The organism is Rhizobium sp. GN54 (genome assembly GCF_021026345.1).
GTDB lineage: Bacteria > Pseudomonadota > Alphaproteobacteria > Rhizobiales > Rhizobiaceae > Mycoplana.
Genome location: NZ_JAJNCZ010000001.1, coordinates 269,863 through 287,445 on the forward strand (window position 1 = coordinate 269,863; position 17,583 = coordinate 287,445).

A 17,583-nucleotide genomic window follows, 5' to 3' on the forward strand; every position below is an offset into this window, starting at 1 on the left:
GGTCGCCATTTTCGGGGATTCGGACGCCCGTGGGAAGCAAGAAAGCGCCGTTGCAGCGGTTCTCCCGTCGTTTCCGCCGGGCTTAATTCAGCTTTAATAAAATACTGCCAACGTCTGCTTCTCGCTTGTATGAGCACAAGCTGGCCGGCAAACCCGGCGGACCTGTTCAGCGTCGCTGGCCGCTGGCCTACCTGTGTCCAAGGGCTTTTCCGCCCGATCAGCATGCTTCCCAGATAGCGAGCGGCGGCGGGGCCAGCACGAAATGACCGATGGCGCGTCCGTCGACGCAAGCATCCAGTCTGAAATCTTCAACGCGGCCTGCGATATCCTCGGCGCGTGCGTGTTCGTCTATGATGGCAACGATTGCCTCGTCTTCGTCAGCCGGCAGGCCCGGCAGTTCCTGCCGCTCGACCCGCAGGCCCTGATCGCTGGCACGCGCCTGCGCGACGTTCTTGGCGCGATCTTCGACGCCGGGCTGCGCTACGGTGTCGACGCTGACCAGCGGCACAGGGTGAGCCGCGAGGACTGGATCTCCACGCGCATCTCCGCCCACTGGCGCGAGCAGCACGACAGCGTCGAACGGATCGGCAAGGACCGCTGGATCCGCTTCCGCAAGCGCCGGCTGCCGAACGGCTACAACATCTCCACCCTTTCCGACGTCACCGAGCAGCGGAAGCAGGAGGACAAGTGGCGGGCCGACATGGAGCGGGCAGCGCTGACCGAGCAGATCCTCGATACGCTGCCGCATCCGCTGGCCGTCAAGGACCGCAATCTCGCCCATGTCGCCCTCAACCGGGCCTTTCGCGCCGTCCACGGACTGGAAGGCGGGGCGATGCTGGGGCGCACGAGCTGGGATCTCGTCGATCCCGAACAGGCGGCGCGGATCGAGGAGAGCGACCGGCAGGTGCTTGCGAGCGGCGTGCCGTTCCGGCTGGCCGAAGAGATCGTCAAGGCCGACGGCAGCCGCCTCTATGCCATCACCCGCAAGCACAGGGCCGGCCCGCCGGATCGGCCGGTGCTCGTCACCGTCATGGAGGATCTCACCGACATCATCGAGCCGGATGCGGCTGCGGGCCGGCTCGCGCTGCGAGCGGGCATCCGCTTCGAGAGCGGGCAGAACTGCTTCGATCCGGTCCGGGCGGTGGAGAAGCGGTTGCTCCTGGAGCAATGCCGCTCCGACGAGGCGACCGATCTCGCAGGCAGGCGGATCCTCGTGGTCACGGGCAATGCCCGGATCGAGAGCCTGGTCGTCGGCGAGCTTCAGGCACGCGGCGCCGATTGCTGCGCCGTGCGCTCGGAAGCGGAGTTCCGCGCCTTCGTGGATGTCGCAGGCGACTGCGGCGTTCCGATCGACATGGTGCTGCTCGACGCGGCGATGGACGGATACGAGGCCGTGTCGCAGGCGGGCCTGCCGGTCCGCACGATCATGCCCGACGGCATCGGTGCGGATGTCTTCCGCGCGCTGGTGGAGCCGCACGCGGTCATGGTGGAGGTGGACGAAGCGCCTGCGGATCCGGTCATGGCCGCCTCGCTCTTCGACGACTGGCACATCGCGACAGAAGCCGATGCGCTCGCCCCGGCCATGCGCGGCGACATCGAGGTGCTCGTCGCCGAGGACAACCAGGTCAACCAGTTCGTCTTCTCGCAGATCCTGGAAGGCCTCGGCATCTCGCACAGGATCGCCGAGAACGGCGAGGAGGCGGTCGCACTCTGGCGCAAGTACATGCCGCGGCTGGTGCTGATGGACATCGCCATGCCGCTGAAGAACGGCATCGATGCGGCGATCGAGATCCGCGAGGCGGAGAAGGTGCTGGGCGTCCATACGCCTATTGTCGCGGTCACCGCCCAGGCGCTGAACGTCGACATGCAGAATTGCCTCGACGCCGGCATGGACGACTACATCACCAAGCCGGTCAGCCCGGACATGATCGAGCGCATCTACAGCAAGTTCGTGGCAGAGGCCGCGGGGCGGAGCGCGGCCTGATCGCGCTTCTTGCCGTCAACCCCGAGATCTCGGGATCACCGTCCCCAGATCATGAGCACGAATGCTATGCCTTTGTTAATCCCCATGCTTCATCCTTCACCCCGAACATGGCATCGGGAATTGCGTAAATGAAATCGGGTCGGTATTCGGTGGCGGACGTTTCGCAGAGCGACCTGCACGCCATGGCTTACACCGATCCGCTGACGGGGCTCGGCAATACCTATCGCCTGCGCGACAAGGTCCGCCAGCTGGCCGCCGAACGCGCCGAAGACCCCGCGCCCTTCACCGTCGCCATCGCCAATCTCGACGGCTTCAAGCCGATCAACGATCTCTTCGGGCCGGAAGCCGGCGACGAGATCCTCTGCCAGGTCGCCTATCGCCTCAAGGCCTGCATCCCCGACGGCGCGACGGTGACGCGCCACGGCGGCGACGAGTTCGCCTTCCTCTTTCCGCTGGTCTTCGAGCGCAAGGGCGCGGAGAAGATCGGCCAGATGCTGCGCGAGGTGCTTTCGGCGCCCTTCGACCTCGGCGACCGCAACGTGCGGCTGTCGGCCTCCTTCGGCTTTTCGATCTATCCCTTCGCCGGCGAGGAGTTCACCGAGCTGATCAAGAGCGCCGACACCGCGCTCTATCGGTCGAAGCGGCGCGGGCGCGGGCAGATCACCGTCTATTCGCAGGAGATCGCCCAGGAGATGAAGCGCGCGACGCACCTGGAGCAGGCGCTGCGCAACGCGATCATGGCCAACGAGGTCGACGTGCACTTCCAGCCGATCGTCCGCCTGAAGGATGATCTCGTCGTCGGCTTCGAGGCGCTCGCGCGCTGGTGCGACGCCGATCTCGGCTATGTCTCGCCGGCCGTCTTCGTGCCGCTCGCCGAGGAACGCGGCTTCATCGACGCGCTCTCGGACACGCTTCTGCGCAAGGCCGCCGAAGCCGCGCTCTCCTGGCCGAAGGAACTGTTCCTGTCGTTCAACCTTTCCTCCGCCCAGCTGATGGATCCGAAGACGAGCCTGACGACGCTTGCGATCCTCAACCGCGCCGGCCTCGACCCGCGCCGGCTGGAGCTGGAGATCACCGAGACGGCTGTCATGACGGATGCCGCCACCGCCCAGAAGATCGTCGCCGAGCTGCGCGCGGCCGGGGTGCGGATCTCGCTCGACGATTTCGGCACCGGTCAGTCGAGCCTCGGTCGCCTTCGCGACTTCACCTTCGACAAGGTCAAGATCGACCGCGCCTTCGTCTCGCGCATTTCCGACGACCGCGTCTCCGAGCACATCATCAAGGCCATCGTCGCCATGTGCGAAGGGCTCGATCTCGAGGTGGTTGCCGAAGGCATCGAGGACTTTTCCGAGGCGCTGAAGCTCAAGGCGCTCGGTTGCGGCATGGGGCAGGGCTATTTCTACGGCAAGCCCGCAGACGCGGTGACGACACAGCGCTTCCTCGCCGAGCGCTACATCGGGCTGGAGCCGAAGGCGTTGCTGGCCTGAGCGATTTCCGGCGCGTAGAGCGCCCGTTAACCATCCGGATTAGCACGGAATAAATGCGTGCCCCCTAAAGTAGCCCCGTCCTAGAAAAACAAAGGGATTTTGGGATGCTGCAGAACATAAAGGATATGCCGGTAAGGGCCTCCGATCGCTCGAAGGTCCGTATTTTCGTCAAGGTGAAGGTCATGCACCAGGAGAGCCTTGCACGTGTCGTGGACCTGTCGCCGTCCGGCATGGCGCTGGATATCGAGAAGCCGATCCGGATCGTGCCGGGACAGCTCATCAGCATGGAGAGCGAGGAACTGGGGCGTCTGTCGGGGACGGTGCGTTGGTACAACAACGGCCGCGTCGGGATCGAGTACAAGCTCAACACCAATGCCCTGGCGCAGATCTCCTCCTACTTCCGTTTCTTCCACGAGGAAGTCAAACCGGTCATCCGCCGCTGACGGCGGTCGAGGATCCGACAAGGGGAAGGTCCTTCTTCCCCTCGTCCAGTAGCCAGTCGCGGACGCGCTGCGCCTGGCTGTTCAGTTCGCGCGAGCGCGGCCACACCACGTAGAAGGCCAGCCCTGTCTCCAGCACATGCGTGCCGATCGGCACCAGCGCGCCCGACTTCACCTGCCCCGAGATCAGGTGCTGCCAGCCGAGCGCGATGCCCTCGCCGGCGAGCACGGCCTGGATCACCAGCACATAGTCGTTGATCGTCAGCCGGCGTGACCGCGCGGGAAAGCGCAATCCGGCGCTCGCAAACCAGTCCGGCCAGTCGCAGGCCTGCCGGACCGGCTCCTCCAGGTGGATCAGCGGCAGCCGCAGCAGGTCTTCGGGCGTCTGCGGCATGCCGTGCGCCTCGATGAAGGCGGGGCTTGCGACCGCATTGATGACCTCGGGCGCGAGCAGGGCCGCGTGATAGCGGGGCCAGGCCGCCGGATCGCCGCCGCGGATGCCGAGCGGGATCGGCTCCTCCTCCAGATCGAGGTCGCGCACGCTCGTCTGGATGCGCAGGTCGATCTCCGGCAGGTCCTCCCGCAGCCTGGCAAGCCGGGGCAGCATCCACATCGAGGCGAAGGCAGTGGAGGCCGCGAGCGTCACGTTCACCTCGCGCCCCTTGGCCCGGATGTCCTCGGCCGATTTCTGGATGCGCGCCAGCCCCACCGAAACTTCGGTATGGAACCGCTCGCCCGCATCCGTCAGCGCCACGGCGCGATGGGCGCGGTGGAACAGGAGCACGCCCAGCTGGTCCTCGAGCCCCCGGATCGCATAGGAGACCGCGGCCTGGGTCATGCCGAGCTCCTTCGCCGCATGGGTGAAGTTCAGGTGCCGCCCGGCCGCCTCGAAGACGATCAGGCTTGCGGCGGACGGCAGCAGGCGGCGCAGTGTTTCCATAAGTGTGGTTTATACCAGTCCCAAGTTTTTTCCAGCGTTACAGGCGTATTCATCCGCAATAGCCTCGCCTGAGATTATGGAGGACGAGATGGTGGCTGCGGCTGTGGTGGAAAATGCGACGCGTCGGACGAGGAGCGGGCGGCCGCCGCGCGGCGAGAGGGCGGCAAAGGCCGTCGGCGTGCCCTACATCGTCCGCAACATCCCCACCTACGACATTCTCTCCGAAGAGAATCTCGAGAAGATCGAGCGGACGGCGGACCGCATCCTGGCCGAGGTCGGCATCGAGTTCCGCGACGATCCGGCCGCAGTCGAGCACTGGAAGCGGGCGGGCGCGACGGTGGACGGCGTGCTGGTGCGCTTCGAGCCGGGGATGTTGCGGGAGATCGTCTCCACCGCGCCCGCGGAGTTCACCCAGCACGCGCGCAATCCGCAAAGAAGCGTGCGGATCGGCGGCAGCAACGTCGTCTTCTCACCGGCCTATGGCTCGCCCTTCGTGATGGACCTCGACAAGGGCCGGCGCTACGGCACGATCGAGGATTTCCGCAACTTCATCAAGCTCGCCCAGTCGAGCCCCTGGCTGCACCATTCCGGCGGCACCATCTGCGAGCCGGTCGACGTGCCTGTCAACAAGCGCCATCTCGACATGGTCTACAGCCATATCAAATATTCCGACCGCGCCTTCATGGGCTCGATCACCGCCGAGGACCGGGCGGAGGATTCCATCGACATGGCGCGCATCCTGTTCGGCGAAGATTTCGTCGACCGGAACTGCGTCATCCTCGGCAATGTCAACGTCAATTCCCCGCTCGTCTGGGACGGCACCATGACGAAGTCGCTGCGCGCCTATGCCCGCGCCAACCAGGCGGCCGTCATCGTTCCCTTCATCCTCGGCGGCGCAATGGGACCGGTGACGAATGCCGGCGCGATCGCCCAATCCTTCGCCGAGACGCTGGCCGGTTGCGCGCTGACGCAGCTGGAGCGCAAGGGCGCCCCCGTCATCTTCGGCAATTTCCTCTCCTCCATGTCGCTCCGGTCCGGCTCGCCGACCTTCGGCACGCCGGAGCCGGCGATCGGCTCCATGGTGGTCGGACAGCTCGCCCGCCGGCTGAACCTGCCGTTGCGTTGCGCCGGCAACTTCTCCAATTCCAAGCTGCCGGACGGGCAGGCCATGCAGGAAGGGCTGATGTCGATGCTGTCGGCCGTCCACTGCGGCGCCAATTTCATCCTGCATTCGGCGGGCTTCCTCGATGGCCTGCTTGCCATGTCCTACGAGAAGTTCGTGATGGATGCCGACCTCTGCGGCGCGCTGCATTCCTATCTGGCCGGCGTCACCATCGACGACAACACGCTGGCCATGGATGCCTTCCTGCAGGTCGGCCCCGGCAGCCATTTCCTCGGCTGCGACCACACCATGCGCAACTACCAGACGGCCTTCTGGGATTCGGCGCTCTCCGACAACGAACCCTTCGAGAAGTGGAGCGAGGAGGGCGGGTCCACCGATATCGCCACCCGCGCCAACGCCGCGTGGAAAAAGACGCTGGCCGAATACGAAGCGCCGCCGCTGGACATCGCGGTCGACGAAGCACTCTGCGACTATGTGAGCCGCAGGAAGGCGGCCATGGCCGACGCCTGGTACTGACACGCCTGCCCAAGGACATTCCGGAAATGACGCATTCGAAAGACCCGCTGCTCCAGCCCTATCAGTTGAAACACCTGACGCTGAAGAACCGCATCATGTCGACCTCGCATGAGCCGGCCTATTCGGAAGACGGAATGCCCAAGGACCGGTACCGGCTCTACCACGTGGAGAAGGCCAAGGGCGGCATCGCGCTGACAATGACGGCGGGCTCGGCGCTGGTGTCGGAGGATTCGCCGCCGGCCTTCGGCAATCTCTATGCCTATTCCGACGAGATCGTCCCCTGGCTGAAGAAGATCGCCGACGACTGTCACGAGCACGGTGCCGCCGTGATGATCCAGCTCACCCATCTCGGCCGGCGTACCAGCTGGAACAAGGGCGACTGGCTGCCGGTGCTGTCCGCCTCGCCGATTCGCGAGCCGGCACACCGCGCCTTTCCGAAGGAGATCGAGGACTGGGACATCGAGCGGATCGTCGGCGACTATGCCGCGGCCGCACAGCGCATGCAGGCCGCCGGGCTCGACGGCATCGAGATCGAGGCCTACGGTCACCTCATCGACGGCTTCTGGTCGCCGGCCACCAACCGACGCGATGACGAATATGGTGGCTCGCTGGAAAATCGCACGCGCTTTTCGAACATGGTCGTCGACGCCGTGCGCAAGGCGGTCGGGCCCGATTTCATCGTCGGCACCCGCATGGTCGCAGACGAGGCCTGGGACATCGGGCTTACGAAGGAGGACGGCATCGAGATCGCAAGGAGGCTCGTGGCCTCCGGCAAGATCGACTTCCTCAACATCATCCGCGGCCATCTCGATCACGACGCGCATCTGAACGACGTCATCCCGATCATGGGCATGGCGGCATCGCCGCATCTGGATTTCGCCGGCGAGGTACGGGCTGCGACGAAGTTCCCGGTCTTCCACGCCGCCCGCATCGCCGACGTCGCCACTGCCCGCCACGCGATCGCCGAGGGCAAACTCGACATGGTGGGCATGACCCGCGCCCATATCGCCGATCCGTATATCGTCAGGAAGATCGAGGAGGGCAGGGAGGCGCAGATCCGCCCCTGTGTCGGCGCCACCTACTGTCTCGACCGCATCTACGAGGGCGGCGGCGCGCTCTGTATCCACAATGCGGCGACCGGCCGCGAGGCAATGGTACCGCACGTGATTTCGAAGACGACCGGGCCGTTGCGCAAGGCGGTCGTCGTCGGCGCCGGCCCTGCCGGACTGGAAGCCGCGCGGGTGCTTGCCGAGCGCGGCCATGCGGTCGAGGTGCTGGAGGCGACGGGCTCGGCCGGCGGCCAGATCCTGCTTGCCGCCCGCAATCCGCGCCGAAAGGAACTGATCGGTATCGTCGACTGGCGGCTGTCGGAGCTGGAACGCCTCGGTGTTCCGATCCACTACAACGTCTTCGCCGGCGAGGACGACGTCCTGGAGCGCGCGCCCGATCTCGTCGTCATCGCCACCGGCGGCATCGGACAGAACCCGGAACTGGAGGCGGGCGACGATCTCGTCGTCTCCAGCTGGGATATCATCGCCGGTGCGATCCGGCCGGAGGGCCCGGTGCTGCTCTACGACGATGCCGGCACCCATTCCGGCATGACGGCCGCCGAGTTGATCGCCAATGCCGGGGTCGAGCTGGAGGTGGTCTCGCCGGAACGCTTCTTCGCCCCCGAGATCGGCGGCATGAACCACGTGCCCTATGCGCGGGCCTTCGCCGAGAAAAACGTGCGCGTGACGATCAACACGCGGCTGAAGGCGGTGCGCCGCGAAGGCAACGGGCTGGTGGCGACGCTGGGTTCGGACTTTTCCGCGATCGCACGTGTAGAGCGGCGGGTGGCGCAGGTGGTGGTCGAGCACGGCACCATGGCGATGGCCGACCTCTATTTCGAGCTGAAGCCCAGGTCGCGCAATCTCGGCGCGGTCGACTACAAGGCGCTGATCCGGCAGGAAAACCCGATCGAGACCCGCAACCCCGAAGGCGCCTTCGACCTGATCCGCATCGGCGACGCCGTCCACAGCCGCAACATCCACGCCGGCATCTACGACGCCCTGCGCTACGGCGTGCTGTTCTAGAGTCTGTCCGGGCTAGATTGCAGCATTCTGCCGGGCATCTTTCCGTAGGGATCAACGGCGATCGGCTCGGACAGACCCTGTGGTATGCCCTTCGCCAATCGCCGTTGCCCCAACGAAAACCTGCTCCGGCAGAATGCTGCAATCTAGCCCGGACAGACTCTAAAGCGTGTCGCGCAAAGGCTTGAAGTGCGGGCGTTGCCCTTCTTCAGACCTTCAGCTTGTACCCGATATGGGTTGGTTCGAAACCCAGACGTTCGTAGAAGCGATGGGCATCCGGCCGGGCCTTGTCCGTCGTGAGCTGCACCAGCGAGCACCCCCGCGCCCGGCATTCATCGATCGCCCAGGCAAACATCGCCTGACCAATGTTCTCGCCCCGACGATCGCTCGCGATCCGCACCGCCTCGATCTGTCCGCGTTTGGCGCCATTGCGAGCGAGCCCCGGGATGAAGGTCAGTTGAAGGGTTCCGACAATCTGCTGCCCGTCCTCGATCACGCAAAGGAACTGGTTCCGGTCTGCATCGATCTCGGCGAAGGCCTGGTGGTAGCGCTCGATCCCTTCAGGCGACGCACTTTCCCGGGACGAACCGAGCACGTCATCGGCCAGCATCGCGACGATCGTCTCCACGTCCGCTGCGGTGGCCCTGCGGTAACGAAGCCTGTCCATGGAAATCTCCTCTTTCACGCATCCTGTCGCAATCCGTGTGGCTACGCGATTATGAGTCTGCGTCCCAGAGGCAGGACGAGAAAATGCCCGGCGGCGCTTTCGCGTCGCCGGGCCTCGAAGCTCCGATCCGCCGATTATTCAGCGGGTGCCGTTGCCGGAGCGGGATCGGTGGACGAGGTGGTCGAGGTGTCGACCTGCTCGCGTTCGGCGACCTTCTGCGACAGCGTCTTGAATTCCGGTGCTGCCTGCAGGCTCTCGGCCGTCTCCGTCGTGGTCAGCTTGACCTCGCCGCCGTCCGGGGCCTGGATGACGGTGATGTTGTTGAACGGTACCGCCACGGCCTTTTCGCCGATGCCGAGGAAGCCGCCGACGCCGATCACCGCAGCGGTGATGCCGCCGTCCTTCTCGAGGATCAGGTCGCTGATCGAGCCGATGCTTTCGTCGGCGGAGTTATAGACCGACTGACCGATATAGGTGTTGGCGCTGATCTGCGTCTCGGCCTGTTCGGTCAGGTACGTGTCCGTCGTGGACGCTGCCGTATCGGTTGCCGGGTCGGCAGCCGCCGGGGCTTCCGTCTGGGCGTTGTTCATGTCGTCCATCGGCTGGGCCTGGCCGGCATCGGCGCCGGTGGCCGGGGCAGCGTCAGGGGCGGTTGCCGGAGCCTCCATGGTCGGGGCGGTCTGCGGCTGGGTGGTGTCCTGCGCAAAGGCCGCGGGAGCGATGGCTGCACCGAGGAAAATGGCACCAGCGGCAACGGAAGTCAGAAGCTTGTTGGTCATGTCGAACCTGCCTTTCTTTGCTTTCGGTCTTGGAGCGGCGGAACCGTTATGGTTGTCCGTCCGCACCGGGCTGATGCTTGGAAAACTCACGCAAGCTGGAATGGTTCCGCAGAAAATTCGACGGCAGGGTGGGGGAATTTCTCAAGGAAAAACAGCTCCGGACGACAATCCGAAGCTGCAGCGCCGTCAAGATCGGCAGGGATGGTGCTAGAGCCGGAAGGCAGGCTCGAAACGGCCGCGCACCGCGACGCCCAGCTCGAGCGTGCGACCGGCATGGACATCCGACGCCCGGCCGGCCTCGTCCAGGCCCTGCCAGGCGGAGGTGACGAGCAGCCGGTCGGCCCTGGCGCCGATGAAGGCCGGGCAGCTCGGCTGGGTGACCGGAACGGCATGGCGGCGGAGCTTGGTGCCGTCTGGCCGATAGACGTCGATCGTCCCCGCACCCCAGCGGGCGTTCCAGATCAGCCCGTCGGCGTCGCACACCGCCCCGTCGATATCGCCGGGTGAACCGCTCTCGTCGCTGAGGATCTCCGGCGAGCCGACGGGAAGGCCGGTGGCGGGATCGACGGCGACGCGCATGAAATGGTTGACCGCGGAATCGGTGAAATAGGCCGTGGCCCCGTCCGGCGAGAAGCAGATGCCGTTCGGGATGCCGACATTGGCATAGAGCTTCGTTACCGTCGTGCCGGCGACATGGTAGATCGAGCCGGCGCCCTTTTCGGCCGACCGGCCCATGGTGCCGATCCAGAGCGTGCCGCTCTGGTGGACCCGGCCGTCGTTGGAGCGGCATTCCGGCTTGTCCTCGATCGCTCCCAGCCGTTCCAGCCTGCCGCCGTCGACATGGCGGACGAACAGGCCTTCGTCGGAGGCGATGAGCTGCCGGGCAGGGTCGATGACGGCAAGGACGCTGCCCATGAAGGGCAGTTCGTGCACCCGCTTGGCCGAGGAACCGAGGTGCAGTTCATGCAGCTTGCGGCCCTTGATGTCGAACCACCAGGCGGTATCGGTCGCCGGATCGTAGCTCGGGCCCTCGCCGAGTTCGCTGTTGACGTGGCAGAGGATGCCGCCGGCGAAAGGCAGGGTCTCGCTCGTCGTCCCAGCTATCGTCCCAGTCATCGTCCCGCCCCGTAGACGCGGTCGTAGGCCTCGACCGTGGCGCGCGCTCGCTCCGCCACCTCGGCTGCGCCCATGCCTGGCTTGTAGAGGCTGGAGCCGAGGCCGAAGCTCTTCACGCCGATCTTGGCATAGTCGCCGAAATTCGTCTCCGAGACGCCGCCGACGGCGGCGATCTCGAGCTCGCTTGGCAGGATCGCCCGGATCGCCTGGATGCCGGACGGGCCGAGGACGCTGGCCGGGAAGAACTTCAGCCCCGTGGCGCCGGCGCGCGCGGCGGCCAGCGCTTCGGTCGGCGTGAAGACGCCGGGCATCGTCACCATGCCTTTGGCGGCGGCGAGCGAAATCACCTCGGGCTCCACGTTCGGGCTGACCATCAGCCGGCCGCCGACGCCGTCGAGCTGCTCCACCTGGTCGGTGGTCAGCACGGTGCCGGCGCCGATGAGGCAGCCTTCCGGGGCCATCTTGACGGCGATCTCGATCGAGCGGAACGGATCGGGCGAGTTCAGCGGGATCTCGATCGCGGTGAAGCCGTGCTCGATCAGCGCGCCGACGACGCCCTCCGTCTCCGCCGGCTTCAGGCCCCGCAGGATGGCGATCAGCGGATATTTCATCGTGGGAAAGGGAATGCGGTTCATCGGATGGCCTTCCATTCGGGCAAAGCGGATATCAGAGGTCCCACAGCGCGCGCGCCGCGACCGCGAGACCGGAACGTACGGCTGTGTCCGCGTCGACGATCGTGGGGGCGACGCCGGCCGCTTCGAGCGCGCTTTCGTAGAGCGCGCCGAGCGCACCGGAGGCGACGAGCGTGACGGCGGCACCCGGCTCGGCGCCGTCGAGCGCACCTGCGATCTCGAGCCCGATCAGGAGGCCGGAGAGGCGCGCCTTGGCGTCAACCGCCGAGAGCCCATGCAGGAGGACGCCGGAGCGGGTGGTGAAGAAGAGGTTGGTGGCCGCACCGGGGTTGCGGATGCACTCTGTCACCGCCTGTCTGAACGCCGCGCTCCCGCCGTCGAACGGACCGGCGTCCTGGATCGAATGGCTGAGGATCGTGTGCTTGCCGATCGCATCGAACAGCTCGCCGGTCATGAAGGTGGAAAAGCGGGTGACGGCGCCGCCGCGGATATGCACCCACTTGCTGTGCGTTCCGGGCATGCAGACGAGGCCGTTGCCCTCCGGAAGTGCGTCGAGCGCGCCGAGCAGTTGCGTCTCCTCGCCGCGGATGACGTCCGGGCGGGCGGGATCGCGCTGGGCGAGGCCCGGCAGGATGCGGATGTCGGACACGACGCCCGGAACGCGCACGGCCGCGGACGGGATCGCCGACAAGGCCGCGGGCACGTCGAGATAGCCCGCCTCGACCCAGCCCTGCCGGGCGCCGGCCATGCCGCAGACGATGACGGGCAGGGTCTCGGGGGCGGAGACGGCCTGGCGGTGGCCTTCGAGCACGTTGGCGAAGCCTGTTTTCGCGGCCGTGGTCATGCCCTCGCCGCTGCGGCGTTCGGCAAGGATGCTGCCGTCGCTGCCGATCAGCCAGAGCCGGAAGCTGGAGGTCCCCCAGTCGACAGCGACATAGGCCGGCTTGGTCATCAGAAAACTCCCCCGTCGATAATCATGGATTGTGCGGTCATGCCGCGGGACGCGTCCGAGGCAAGGAAGAGGCAGGGCCCCACCATGTCCGCCGGCGTCAGCGACCGCTTCAGGCATTGCTTGTCCTGCATGGCGGCGACGGCGTCCTCGTTGAGCCACAACCGCAGCTGGCGCTCGGTCACCACCATGCCGGGCAGGATCGCGTTGACGCGGATATTGTCAGGCCCCAGCCTGCCGGCGAGCGACTTGGTCAGGCCGACGACGCCGGCCTTGGCGGTGGCATAGGCGGGCACGTCGCCCATGTTGAGCATGAAGGCGATCGAGGAGAAATTGATGATCGAGCCGCCGCCAGCCTCCCGCATCGACTGCGCCACCGCCTGGGCGGCGAAGAACTGATGGCGCAGGTTGACCGCCTGGCTCTCGTCCCAGCCCTCCGGCGAAAGTGCTTCGAGCGCGTGCCGGTCGTCGCGGGCGGCATTGTTCACCAGCACGCGCACCGGGCCGATCCTCGCGGTGGCGAGCGCGATCGCCGCACGCAGGTCCTCGATGTCGCGGATATCCGCCTTCAGGAACACCGGCCGGTGCGCCACGCCCTCCGAAAGGCGGGCGACGAGGGCATTGCTGTCGTCCTCGGCGATATCGACGAAGGCGACGCGCGATCCCTGGTGGACGAAGGCCTCGACCAGCGCCGCGCCGATGCCGGAGCCGCCGCCGGTGATGAAGACGCCGCGGTCGCGAAGGTCGGGATAGGACGCGACGCTCACGGACATGACACTTCTCCTGCCTGGTTTCGAGAGGCGATCGGGAAAATTTGTTCCACTATCTGGAACTTATTTTGAATATGTGGAATTATGACCGGCAGAGGGAACTTGTCAAGCAAAGGCCGGGCAATGACCGGAGTACCCACATCGGAGACAGTATCGCCCGGCACCGGCACGCTCGGCAAGGCGATCGCGCTCGTCGAGCTCGTCGCGCTCGCCGACCGGCCGTTGCGTTTCACCGATATCCTCGGCCGGACCGGCCAGCCCCGCGGCACGCTGCACCGGCAGCTCTGCCATCTGGTGGAGGAGGGGCTGCTGGAGGTCAATGCCGAGCATTGCTACGTGCCGGGCCTGCGCCTGCTCAAGCTCGCCTCCAGGGCCTGGGAGCGCAGCGATCTCAGGCGGCTCGCCGCCCCCCACCTGCAGGCCCTGCACGATGCCACCGGCGAGACGATCCATCTCGGCATGCTGAAGGATACCGAGATCATCTATCTCGACAAGGTCGAAAGCCGCCAGGCCGTGCGCATGGCCTCGCAGATCGGCCGCGCCTCGCCGGCCTATTGCACCGGCGTCGGCAAGGCGGCGCTGGCGGCGCTGCCCCGGTCCCGGCTCGAAGCGCTGCTCGATCTGACCGAGCTCACGCCGTTCACCCCGTACACGATCGTCGACCGCTCCGTTCTCGAGGCGGAGATCGCCGAAATCCGCAAGGCCGGCCATGCCTTCGACCGCGAGGAGCACGAGGCCGGCATCCGTTGCGTGGCGGCCGCGATCTTCGACCGGGAGCGCACCTTCGTCGGCGGCGTTTCGGTCACCGGCCCGGCCTACAGGGTCGGCGAGGATGCGTTGCGCGACTGGGCGCCGCTGGTCCGGGCGGCGGCAGGCGCCGTCATGGAGGAGATCGCCGCCCGCCTCGGCCCCAAGGGATGATTGTCGCGGCAAAACGATACACCCGTCAGGGCTGTTGTACCCTGTCATTTTACGGTAAATTAGCGGAACACGCTGGACGGACATAAAAGCCACGACTAGCCTCCGCTCCAACGAACATTTCTGGGTGCTTCGATTCAGGGTTGTATCCCGGCGATCGCGGAATAGAGTTGCAATTCGAGTGCTGAGTGAACGCAGGTTGGCCGAGGGCCCGTCTGGTCGCAAACTACTTCTCTCTGGAAAGACGCCGGATGACCGAACAGCCCATCGTGATCGCCCCGAGGACATCGCTGCGCTGGGCGCGCCGGTTCGCCGAGGCGGGGTCGGAACAGGACGTGACGCGGCTTCTGGCGGAGATGACCGGCGAATACGGGCTTCGCGGCTATCTGCTGACCGTCCTGCCGGCGACCACCTCCATCGAGCTCCTGCCGCACGTGCTCTCGACCAACTGGCCGGTCGAGATGCTGCTGAGCTACGACGAGGCCGGCCTCGTCCTCGGCAGCCCGGTCATCCGCCATTTGCGGGGCAGCACCAATCCCTTCACCTTCGACGCCGTCAGCACCAACAGTTCGCGCCTCGATGGCAAGACGGAGATCGCCGTCGGCCTCTTCGCGCAATACGGGTTATCGCGCGGCGCCTATTTTCCCGCGCACAATCCGCTCGGCCAGCGCGGCGCGCTCGCATTCGCCGGCGACCGCCCGGCGCTGGCGCATATGGAAATGGCCGAACTGAACGCGGTCGCCAATCTCGTCTTCACCAAGATCCTCGAATGCCGGGCCGACGCGGACGCGCAGGTGCCGCTCTCCGGGCGCGAGATCGAATGCCTGTCCTGGGTCTCCGCCGGCAAGACCAGCATCGAGATTTCCGGGATCCTCGGCCTTTCGGAATATACCGTCAATCACTACCTCAACCGGGCGACGCGCAAGCTCGACGCCGTCAACCGCGTCCAGGCGGTCGCCAAGGCGATCCGGGCCGGACTTCTCACATGAACCAGGCCGGGGACGGCTGCAGACAATACCGCAGGATCGGGGGGGAACCTGCGGACACCGGAGTGCATGGATGCAGGACGATATGACGGTGCAGGACCCGGGGCAGGGCGAGGGTCAGGATTGCAGTGCCGAGATCGCCGGCCTGCAGACGCAGTTCGACATCGTCCGTTTCTTGCGGCGAACGGGCGAAGCCTTTTCGCTGAAGCATTTCATCGCGTTTTCGCTGCCCGGCTTCGAGGCCGAGAAGCTGTCGCCGCATTCGATCGTCAGCAACTGGCCCTCCGAACTGATGGCCAAGTACGACGCGCTGAACATGATCCGCCGCAGCCCCAGCATCCGCCGGCTGCGGACGACGACAGTATCCTTCTCCTACGACCTGATGGACTGGATCGCCGAGGCCACCCCGACCGAGAAGCCGCTCGCCGAGTTTTCCGACATGCTGCAACGGCACGGGCTGCGGACGGGGCATTTCTTCCCGGTGCACGATGCGCTCGGCAATCGCGGCGTGGTGGTCTGGAGCGGCGAGGGCGGCGACCTCGGCTTCGACAGCCGGTTGCTGCTGCAGATGATCTCGATCCAGGTGTTCAACCGGCTCGCCGAGATCGGCGCCGCCTGGAAGACCGGGCAGATCATGCTGACCGACCGCGAGGTCGAGTGCCTGAGCTGGACGGCCGCCGGCAAGACGAGCCTGGAGATCGCCGAAATCCTCGGCCTGTCGGAGCATACCGTCAACCACTACCTCAACCAGGTCACCCGCAAACTCGAGGCCGTCAATCGCACGCAGGCCGTGGTCAAGGCGATTCGTCGCGGCCTGATCAGCTGATTGCCGGCCTGAAAACCGTTCCGCTTCGACGCCGAATGCGCTATCAACGCGCCAATTCATTCTGGCGAGGCAGGCATGAGCGACATTTCCAAGGACCAGGTACTGGACAAGCTGCGGACGGTTCGCGGCCCGGACATGGAAGGCAACATCGTCGACCTCGGGCTGGTGTCGGACGTCTTCATCTCCGACAGCAAGGTCTATTTCTCGATCACCGTCCCGGCCGAACGCGCCAAGGAGCTTGATCCGATGCGCGCGGCGGCCGAGCGCGTCGTTAGGGATATCCCCGGCGTCACCGCGGCCATGGTGGCGCTGACGGCCGACAAGCGGGCAGGCACCGGCGGCGCGCCGGTATCGCGGCCGCAGCCGCCGCAGCAATCGGCACAGGCGCCCGGGCGGGGCCAAGCCCACGCCGGCCACGCCCATCCGGCCCCCGGCCAGCAGGCGCCGCGCGCCAAGATCGGCGTTCCGGGCGTCGAGGCGATCATCGCGGTCGCCTCCGGCAAGGGCGGCGTCGGCAAGTCGACCACTTCGGTCAACCTGGCGCTGGCGCTGAAGGCGAACGGCCTGCGGGTCGGCATTCTCGATGCCGACATTTACGGCCCCTCCATGCCGCGGCTCCTGAAGATCGCCGGCCGCCCGCAGCAGATCGAGAACCGCATCATCAAGCCGATGGAGAACTATGGCATCAAGGTCATGTCCATGGGCTTCCTCGTCGACGAGGAGGTGGCGATGATCTGGCGCGGCCCGATGATCCAGTCGGCGCTGATGCAGATGCTGCGCGAGGTCGCCTGGGGCGAGCTCGACGTGCTCGTCGTCGACATGCCGCCGGGAACGGGCGACGCGCAGCTGACGATGGCCCAGCAGGTGCCGCTTGCCGGCGCCGTCATCGTCTCCACGCCGCAGGACCTGGCCCTGATCGATGCCCGCAAGGGGTTGAACATGTTCAACAAGGTCGAGGTTCCCGTGCTCGGCATCGTCGAGAACATGAGCTATTTCATCGCCCCCGATACCGGCAATCGCTACGATATCTTCGGCCATGGCGGGGCGCGGAAGGAAGCGGAGAAGATCGGCGTGCCGTTCCTCGGCGAGGTGCCGCTGACGATGGACATCCGCGAAACCTCGGATGCCGGAACGCCGGTCGTGGTCTCCGACCCGGACGGGGCGGCGGCCAGGATCTACCGCGAGATCGCCACGCGCACCTGGGCCGAGCTGAAGGCGAGGCAGGCGGCCGGCGGCCGCACCGCACCTTCGATCGTCTTCGAGTGAGGCTGAGCCCGGCCGTGTGATGACGGAAAAGTGACCGGGCTTGATTTTGATGCCGCACCGCGCAATATGCGCTTCCGCCCGGCTGTCCTGGGCGGGCGCAGGTGCTCGAACC

General features: G+C 66.2%; 17 protein-coding genes. 10 read left to right on the plus strand and 7 right to left on the minus strand.

What is annotated here, in order from left to right; genetic code table 11:
* Positions 1-262: 262 nt before the first annotated feature.
* From LQK81_RS01270 to LQK81_RS01280, 3 genes are all read left to right on the plus strand, one after another.
* Positions 263-1,984 carry a response regulator gene (locus LQK81_RS01270; protein ID WP_230802859.1) on the plus strand — a complete coding sequence of 574 codons (1,722 nt, stop codon included), beginning with the start codon at positions 263-265 and terminating at the stop codon, positions 1,982-1,984.
* Between the two features lie 128 nt (positions 1,985-2,112).
* Positions 2,113-3,471, plus strand: coding sequence for a putative bifunctional diguanylate cyclase/phosphodiesterase (locus tag LQK81_RS01275; protein WP_230802860.1), 1,359 nt, complete (start codon positions 2,113-2,115; stop codon positions 3,469-3,471).
* Between the two features lie 104 nt (positions 3,472-3,575).
* Complete coding sequence (locus tag LQK81_RS01280; protein ID WP_230802861.1) at positions 3,576-3,914, plus strand: PilZ domain-containing protein; 339 nt, start codon at positions 3,576-3,578, stop codon at positions 3,912-3,914.
* Here LQK81_RS01280 and LQK81_RS01285 read toward each other — a convergent pair.
* Positions 3,901-4,851, minus strand: coding sequence for a LysR substrate-binding domain-containing protein (locus LQK81_RS01285; RefSeq protein WP_230802862.1), 951 nt, complete (start codon positions 4,849-4,851; stop codon positions 3,901-3,903). The two genes, LQK81_RS01280 and LQK81_RS01285, sit on opposite strands and share 14 nt — an antisense overlap.
* Positions 4,852-4,939: 88 nt before the next feature.
* Between LQK81_RS01285 and LQK81_RS01290 the strand changes: the two genes are divergently transcribed.
* Both LQK81_RS01290 and LQK81_RS01295 read left to right on the plus strand, forming a co-directional pair.
* Positions 4,940-6,490 (plus strand): trimethylamine methyltransferase family protein, encoded by a 1,551-nt coding sequence (locus tag LQK81_RS01290; RefSeq protein WP_230802863.1) that lies wholly within the window; start codon positions 4,940-4,942, stop codon positions 6,488-6,490.
* Between the two features lie 26 nt (positions 6,491-6,516).
* Positions 6,517-8,565, plus strand: a complete 2,049-nt coding sequence (locus LQK81_RS01295; RefSeq protein WP_230802864.1) for an NADH:flavin oxidoreductase — start codon at positions 6,517-6,519, stop codon at positions 8,563-8,565.
* 205 nt (positions 8,566-8,770) lie between these two features.
* Here the strand turns inward: LQK81_RS01295 and LQK81_RS01300 are convergent, their stop codons facing one another.
* Together LQK81_RS01300 and LQK81_RS01305 are read right to left on the minus strand one after the other, a co-directional pair.
* A complete protein-coding gene (locus LQK81_RS01300) occupies positions 8,771-9,229 on the minus strand; it encodes a GNAT family N-acetyltransferase (protein WP_230802865.1) in 459 nt (152 codons plus the stop codon).
* Between the two features lie 134 nt (positions 9,230-9,363).
* Positions 9,364-10,008 (minus strand): PRC-barrel domain-containing protein, encoded by a 645-nt coding sequence (locus LQK81_RS01305; RefSeq protein WP_230802866.1) that lies wholly within the window; start codon positions 10,006-10,008, stop codon positions 9,364-9,366.
* On the opposite strand from LQK81_RS01305, the gene LQK81_RS01310 reads away from it, so the two are divergent.
* Entirely contained in the window at positions 10,007-10,219 is a 213-nt protein-coding gene (locus LQK81_RS01310) for a hypothetical protein (RefSeq protein WP_230802867.1), read from the plus strand. The genes LQK81_RS01305 and LQK81_RS01310 overlap by 2 nt on opposite strands.
* Here the strand turns inward: LQK81_RS01310 and LQK81_RS01315 are convergent.
* The 4 genes from LQK81_RS01315 to LQK81_RS01330 are packed head-to-tail and all read right to left on the minus strand — an operon-like array spanning position 10,216 to position 13,478.
* Entirely contained in the window at positions 10,216-11,124 is a 909-nt protein-coding gene (locus LQK81_RS01315; RefSeq protein WP_230802868.1) for an SMP-30/gluconolactonase/LRE family protein, read from the minus strand. The two genes, LQK81_RS01310 and LQK81_RS01315, sit on opposite strands and share 4 nt — an antisense overlap.
* Entirely contained in the window at positions 11,121-11,759 is a 639-nt protein-coding gene (locus tag LQK81_RS01320) for a 2-dehydro-3-deoxy-6-phosphogalactonate aldolase (RefSeq protein ID WP_230802869.1), read from the minus strand. Before LQK81_RS01320 ends, LQK81_RS01315 begins: the two co-directional genes overlap by 4 nt.
* A 31-nt stretch (positions 11,760-11,790) precedes the next feature.
* Positions 11,791-12,708, minus strand: a complete 918-nt coding sequence (locus LQK81_RS01325) for a 2-dehydro-3-deoxygalactonokinase (RefSeq protein ID WP_230802870.1) — start codon at positions 12,706-12,708, stop codon at positions 11,791-11,793.
* Complete coding sequence (locus LQK81_RS01330; protein ID WP_230802871.1) at positions 12,708-13,478, minus strand: SDR family NAD(P)-dependent oxidoreductase; 771 nt, start codon at positions 13,476-13,478, stop codon at positions 12,708-12,710. The genes LQK81_RS01325 and LQK81_RS01330 overlap by 1 nt, the downstream gene beginning before the upstream one ends.
* 120 nt (positions 13,479-13,598) lie before the next feature.
* Between LQK81_RS01330 and LQK81_RS01335 the strand changes: the two genes are divergently transcribed.
* From LQK81_RS01335 to apbC, 4 genes are all read left to right on the plus strand, one after another.
* On the plus strand, positions 13,599-14,396 hold the full coding sequence (locus LQK81_RS01335) for an IclR family transcriptional regulator (RefSeq protein WP_230802872.1): 798 nt from the start codon (positions 13,599-13,601) through the stop codon (positions 14,394-14,396).
* A gap of 248 nt (positions 14,397-14,644) precedes the next feature.
* Complete coding sequence (locus LQK81_RS01340; RefSeq protein ID WP_230802873.1) at positions 14,645-15,382, plus strand: helix-turn-helix transcriptional regulator; 738 nt, start codon at positions 14,645-14,647, stop codon at positions 15,380-15,382.
* Positions 15,383-15,452: 70 nt separating this feature from the next.
* Entirely contained in the window at positions 15,453-16,205 is a 753-nt protein-coding gene (locus LQK81_RS01345) for a helix-turn-helix transcriptional regulator (protein ID WP_230802874.1), read from the plus strand.
* 75 nt (positions 16,206-16,280) lie between these two features.
* Positions 16,281-17,471, plus strand: a complete 1,191-nt coding sequence (apbC, locus tag LQK81_RS01350; RefSeq protein ID WP_230802875.1) for an iron-sulfur cluster carrier protein ApbC — start codon at positions 16,281-16,283, stop codon at positions 17,469-17,471.
* Positions 17,472-17,583 lie beyond the last annotated feature (112 nt).

Bases quoted from the DNA above. Each gene is read 5' to 3' on its own strand.
- LQK81_RS01340 (WP_230802873.1), top strand. From the start codon at position 14,645: ATGACCGAACAGCCCATCGTGATCGCCCCGAGGACATCGCTGCGCTGG.
- LQK81_RS01300 (WP_230802865.1), bottom strand. From the start codon at position 9,229: ATGGACAGGCTTCGTTACCGCAGGGCCACCGCAGCGGACGTGGAGACG.
- LQK81_RS01310 (WP_230802867.1), top strand. From the start codon at position 10,007: ATGTCGAACCTGCCTTTCTTTGCTTTCGGTCTTGGAGCGGCGGAACCG.
- LQK81_RS01325 (WP_230802870.1), bottom strand. From the start codon at position 12,708: ATGACCAAGCCGGCCTATGTCGCTGTCGACTGGGGGACCTCCAGCTTC.
- LQK81_RS01320 (WP_230802869.1), bottom strand. From the start codon at position 11,759: ATGAACCGCATTCCCTTTCCCACGATGAAATATCCGCTGATCGCCATC.
- LQK81_RS01330 (WP_230802871.1), bottom strand. From the start codon at position 13,478: ATGTCCGTGAGCGTCGCGTCCTATCCCGACCTTCGCGACCGCGGCGTC.
- LQK81_RS01315 (WP_230802868.1), bottom strand. From the start codon at position 11,124: ATGACTGGGACGATAGCTGGGACGACGAGCGAGACCCTGCCTTTCGCC.
- LQK81_RS01280 (WP_230802861.1), top strand. From the start codon at position 3,576: ATGCTGCAGAACATAAAGGATATGCCGGTAAGGGCCTCCGATCGCTCG.
- LQK81_RS01290 (WP_230802863.1), top strand. From the start codon at position 4,940: ATGGTGGCTGCGGCTGTGGTGGAAAATGCGACGCGTCGGACGAGGAGC.
- LQK81_RS01285 (WP_230802862.1), bottom strand. From the start codon at position 4,851: ATGGAAACACTGCGCCGCCTGCTGCCGTCCGCCGCAAGCCTGATCGTC.
- LQK81_RS01275 (WP_230802860.1), top strand. From the start codon at position 2,113: ATGAAATCGGGTCGGTATTCGGTGGCGGACGTTTCGCAGAGCGACCTG.
- LQK81_RS01305 (WP_230802866.1), bottom strand. From the start codon at position 10,008: ATGACCAACAAGCTTCTGACTTCCGTTGCCGCTGGTGCCATTTTCCTC.
- LQK81_RS01335 (WP_230802872.1), top strand. From the start codon at position 13,599: ATGACCGGAGTACCCACATCGGAGACAGTATCGCCCGGCACCGGCACG.
- LQK81_RS01345 (WP_230802874.1), top strand. From the start codon at position 15,453: ATGCAGGACGATATGACGGTGCAGGACCCGGGGCAGGGCGAGGGTCAG.
- apbC (WP_230802875.1), top strand. From the start codon at position 16,281: ATGAGCGACATTTCCAAGGACCAGGTACTGGACAAGCTGCGGACGGTT.
- LQK81_RS01270 (WP_230802859.1), top strand. From the start codon at position 263: ATGACCGATGGCGCGTCCGTCGACGCAAGCATCCAGTCTGAAATCTTC.
- LQK81_RS01295 (WP_230802864.1), top strand. From the start codon at position 6,517: ATGACGCATTCGAAAGACCCGCTGCTCCAGCCCTATCAGTTGAAACAC.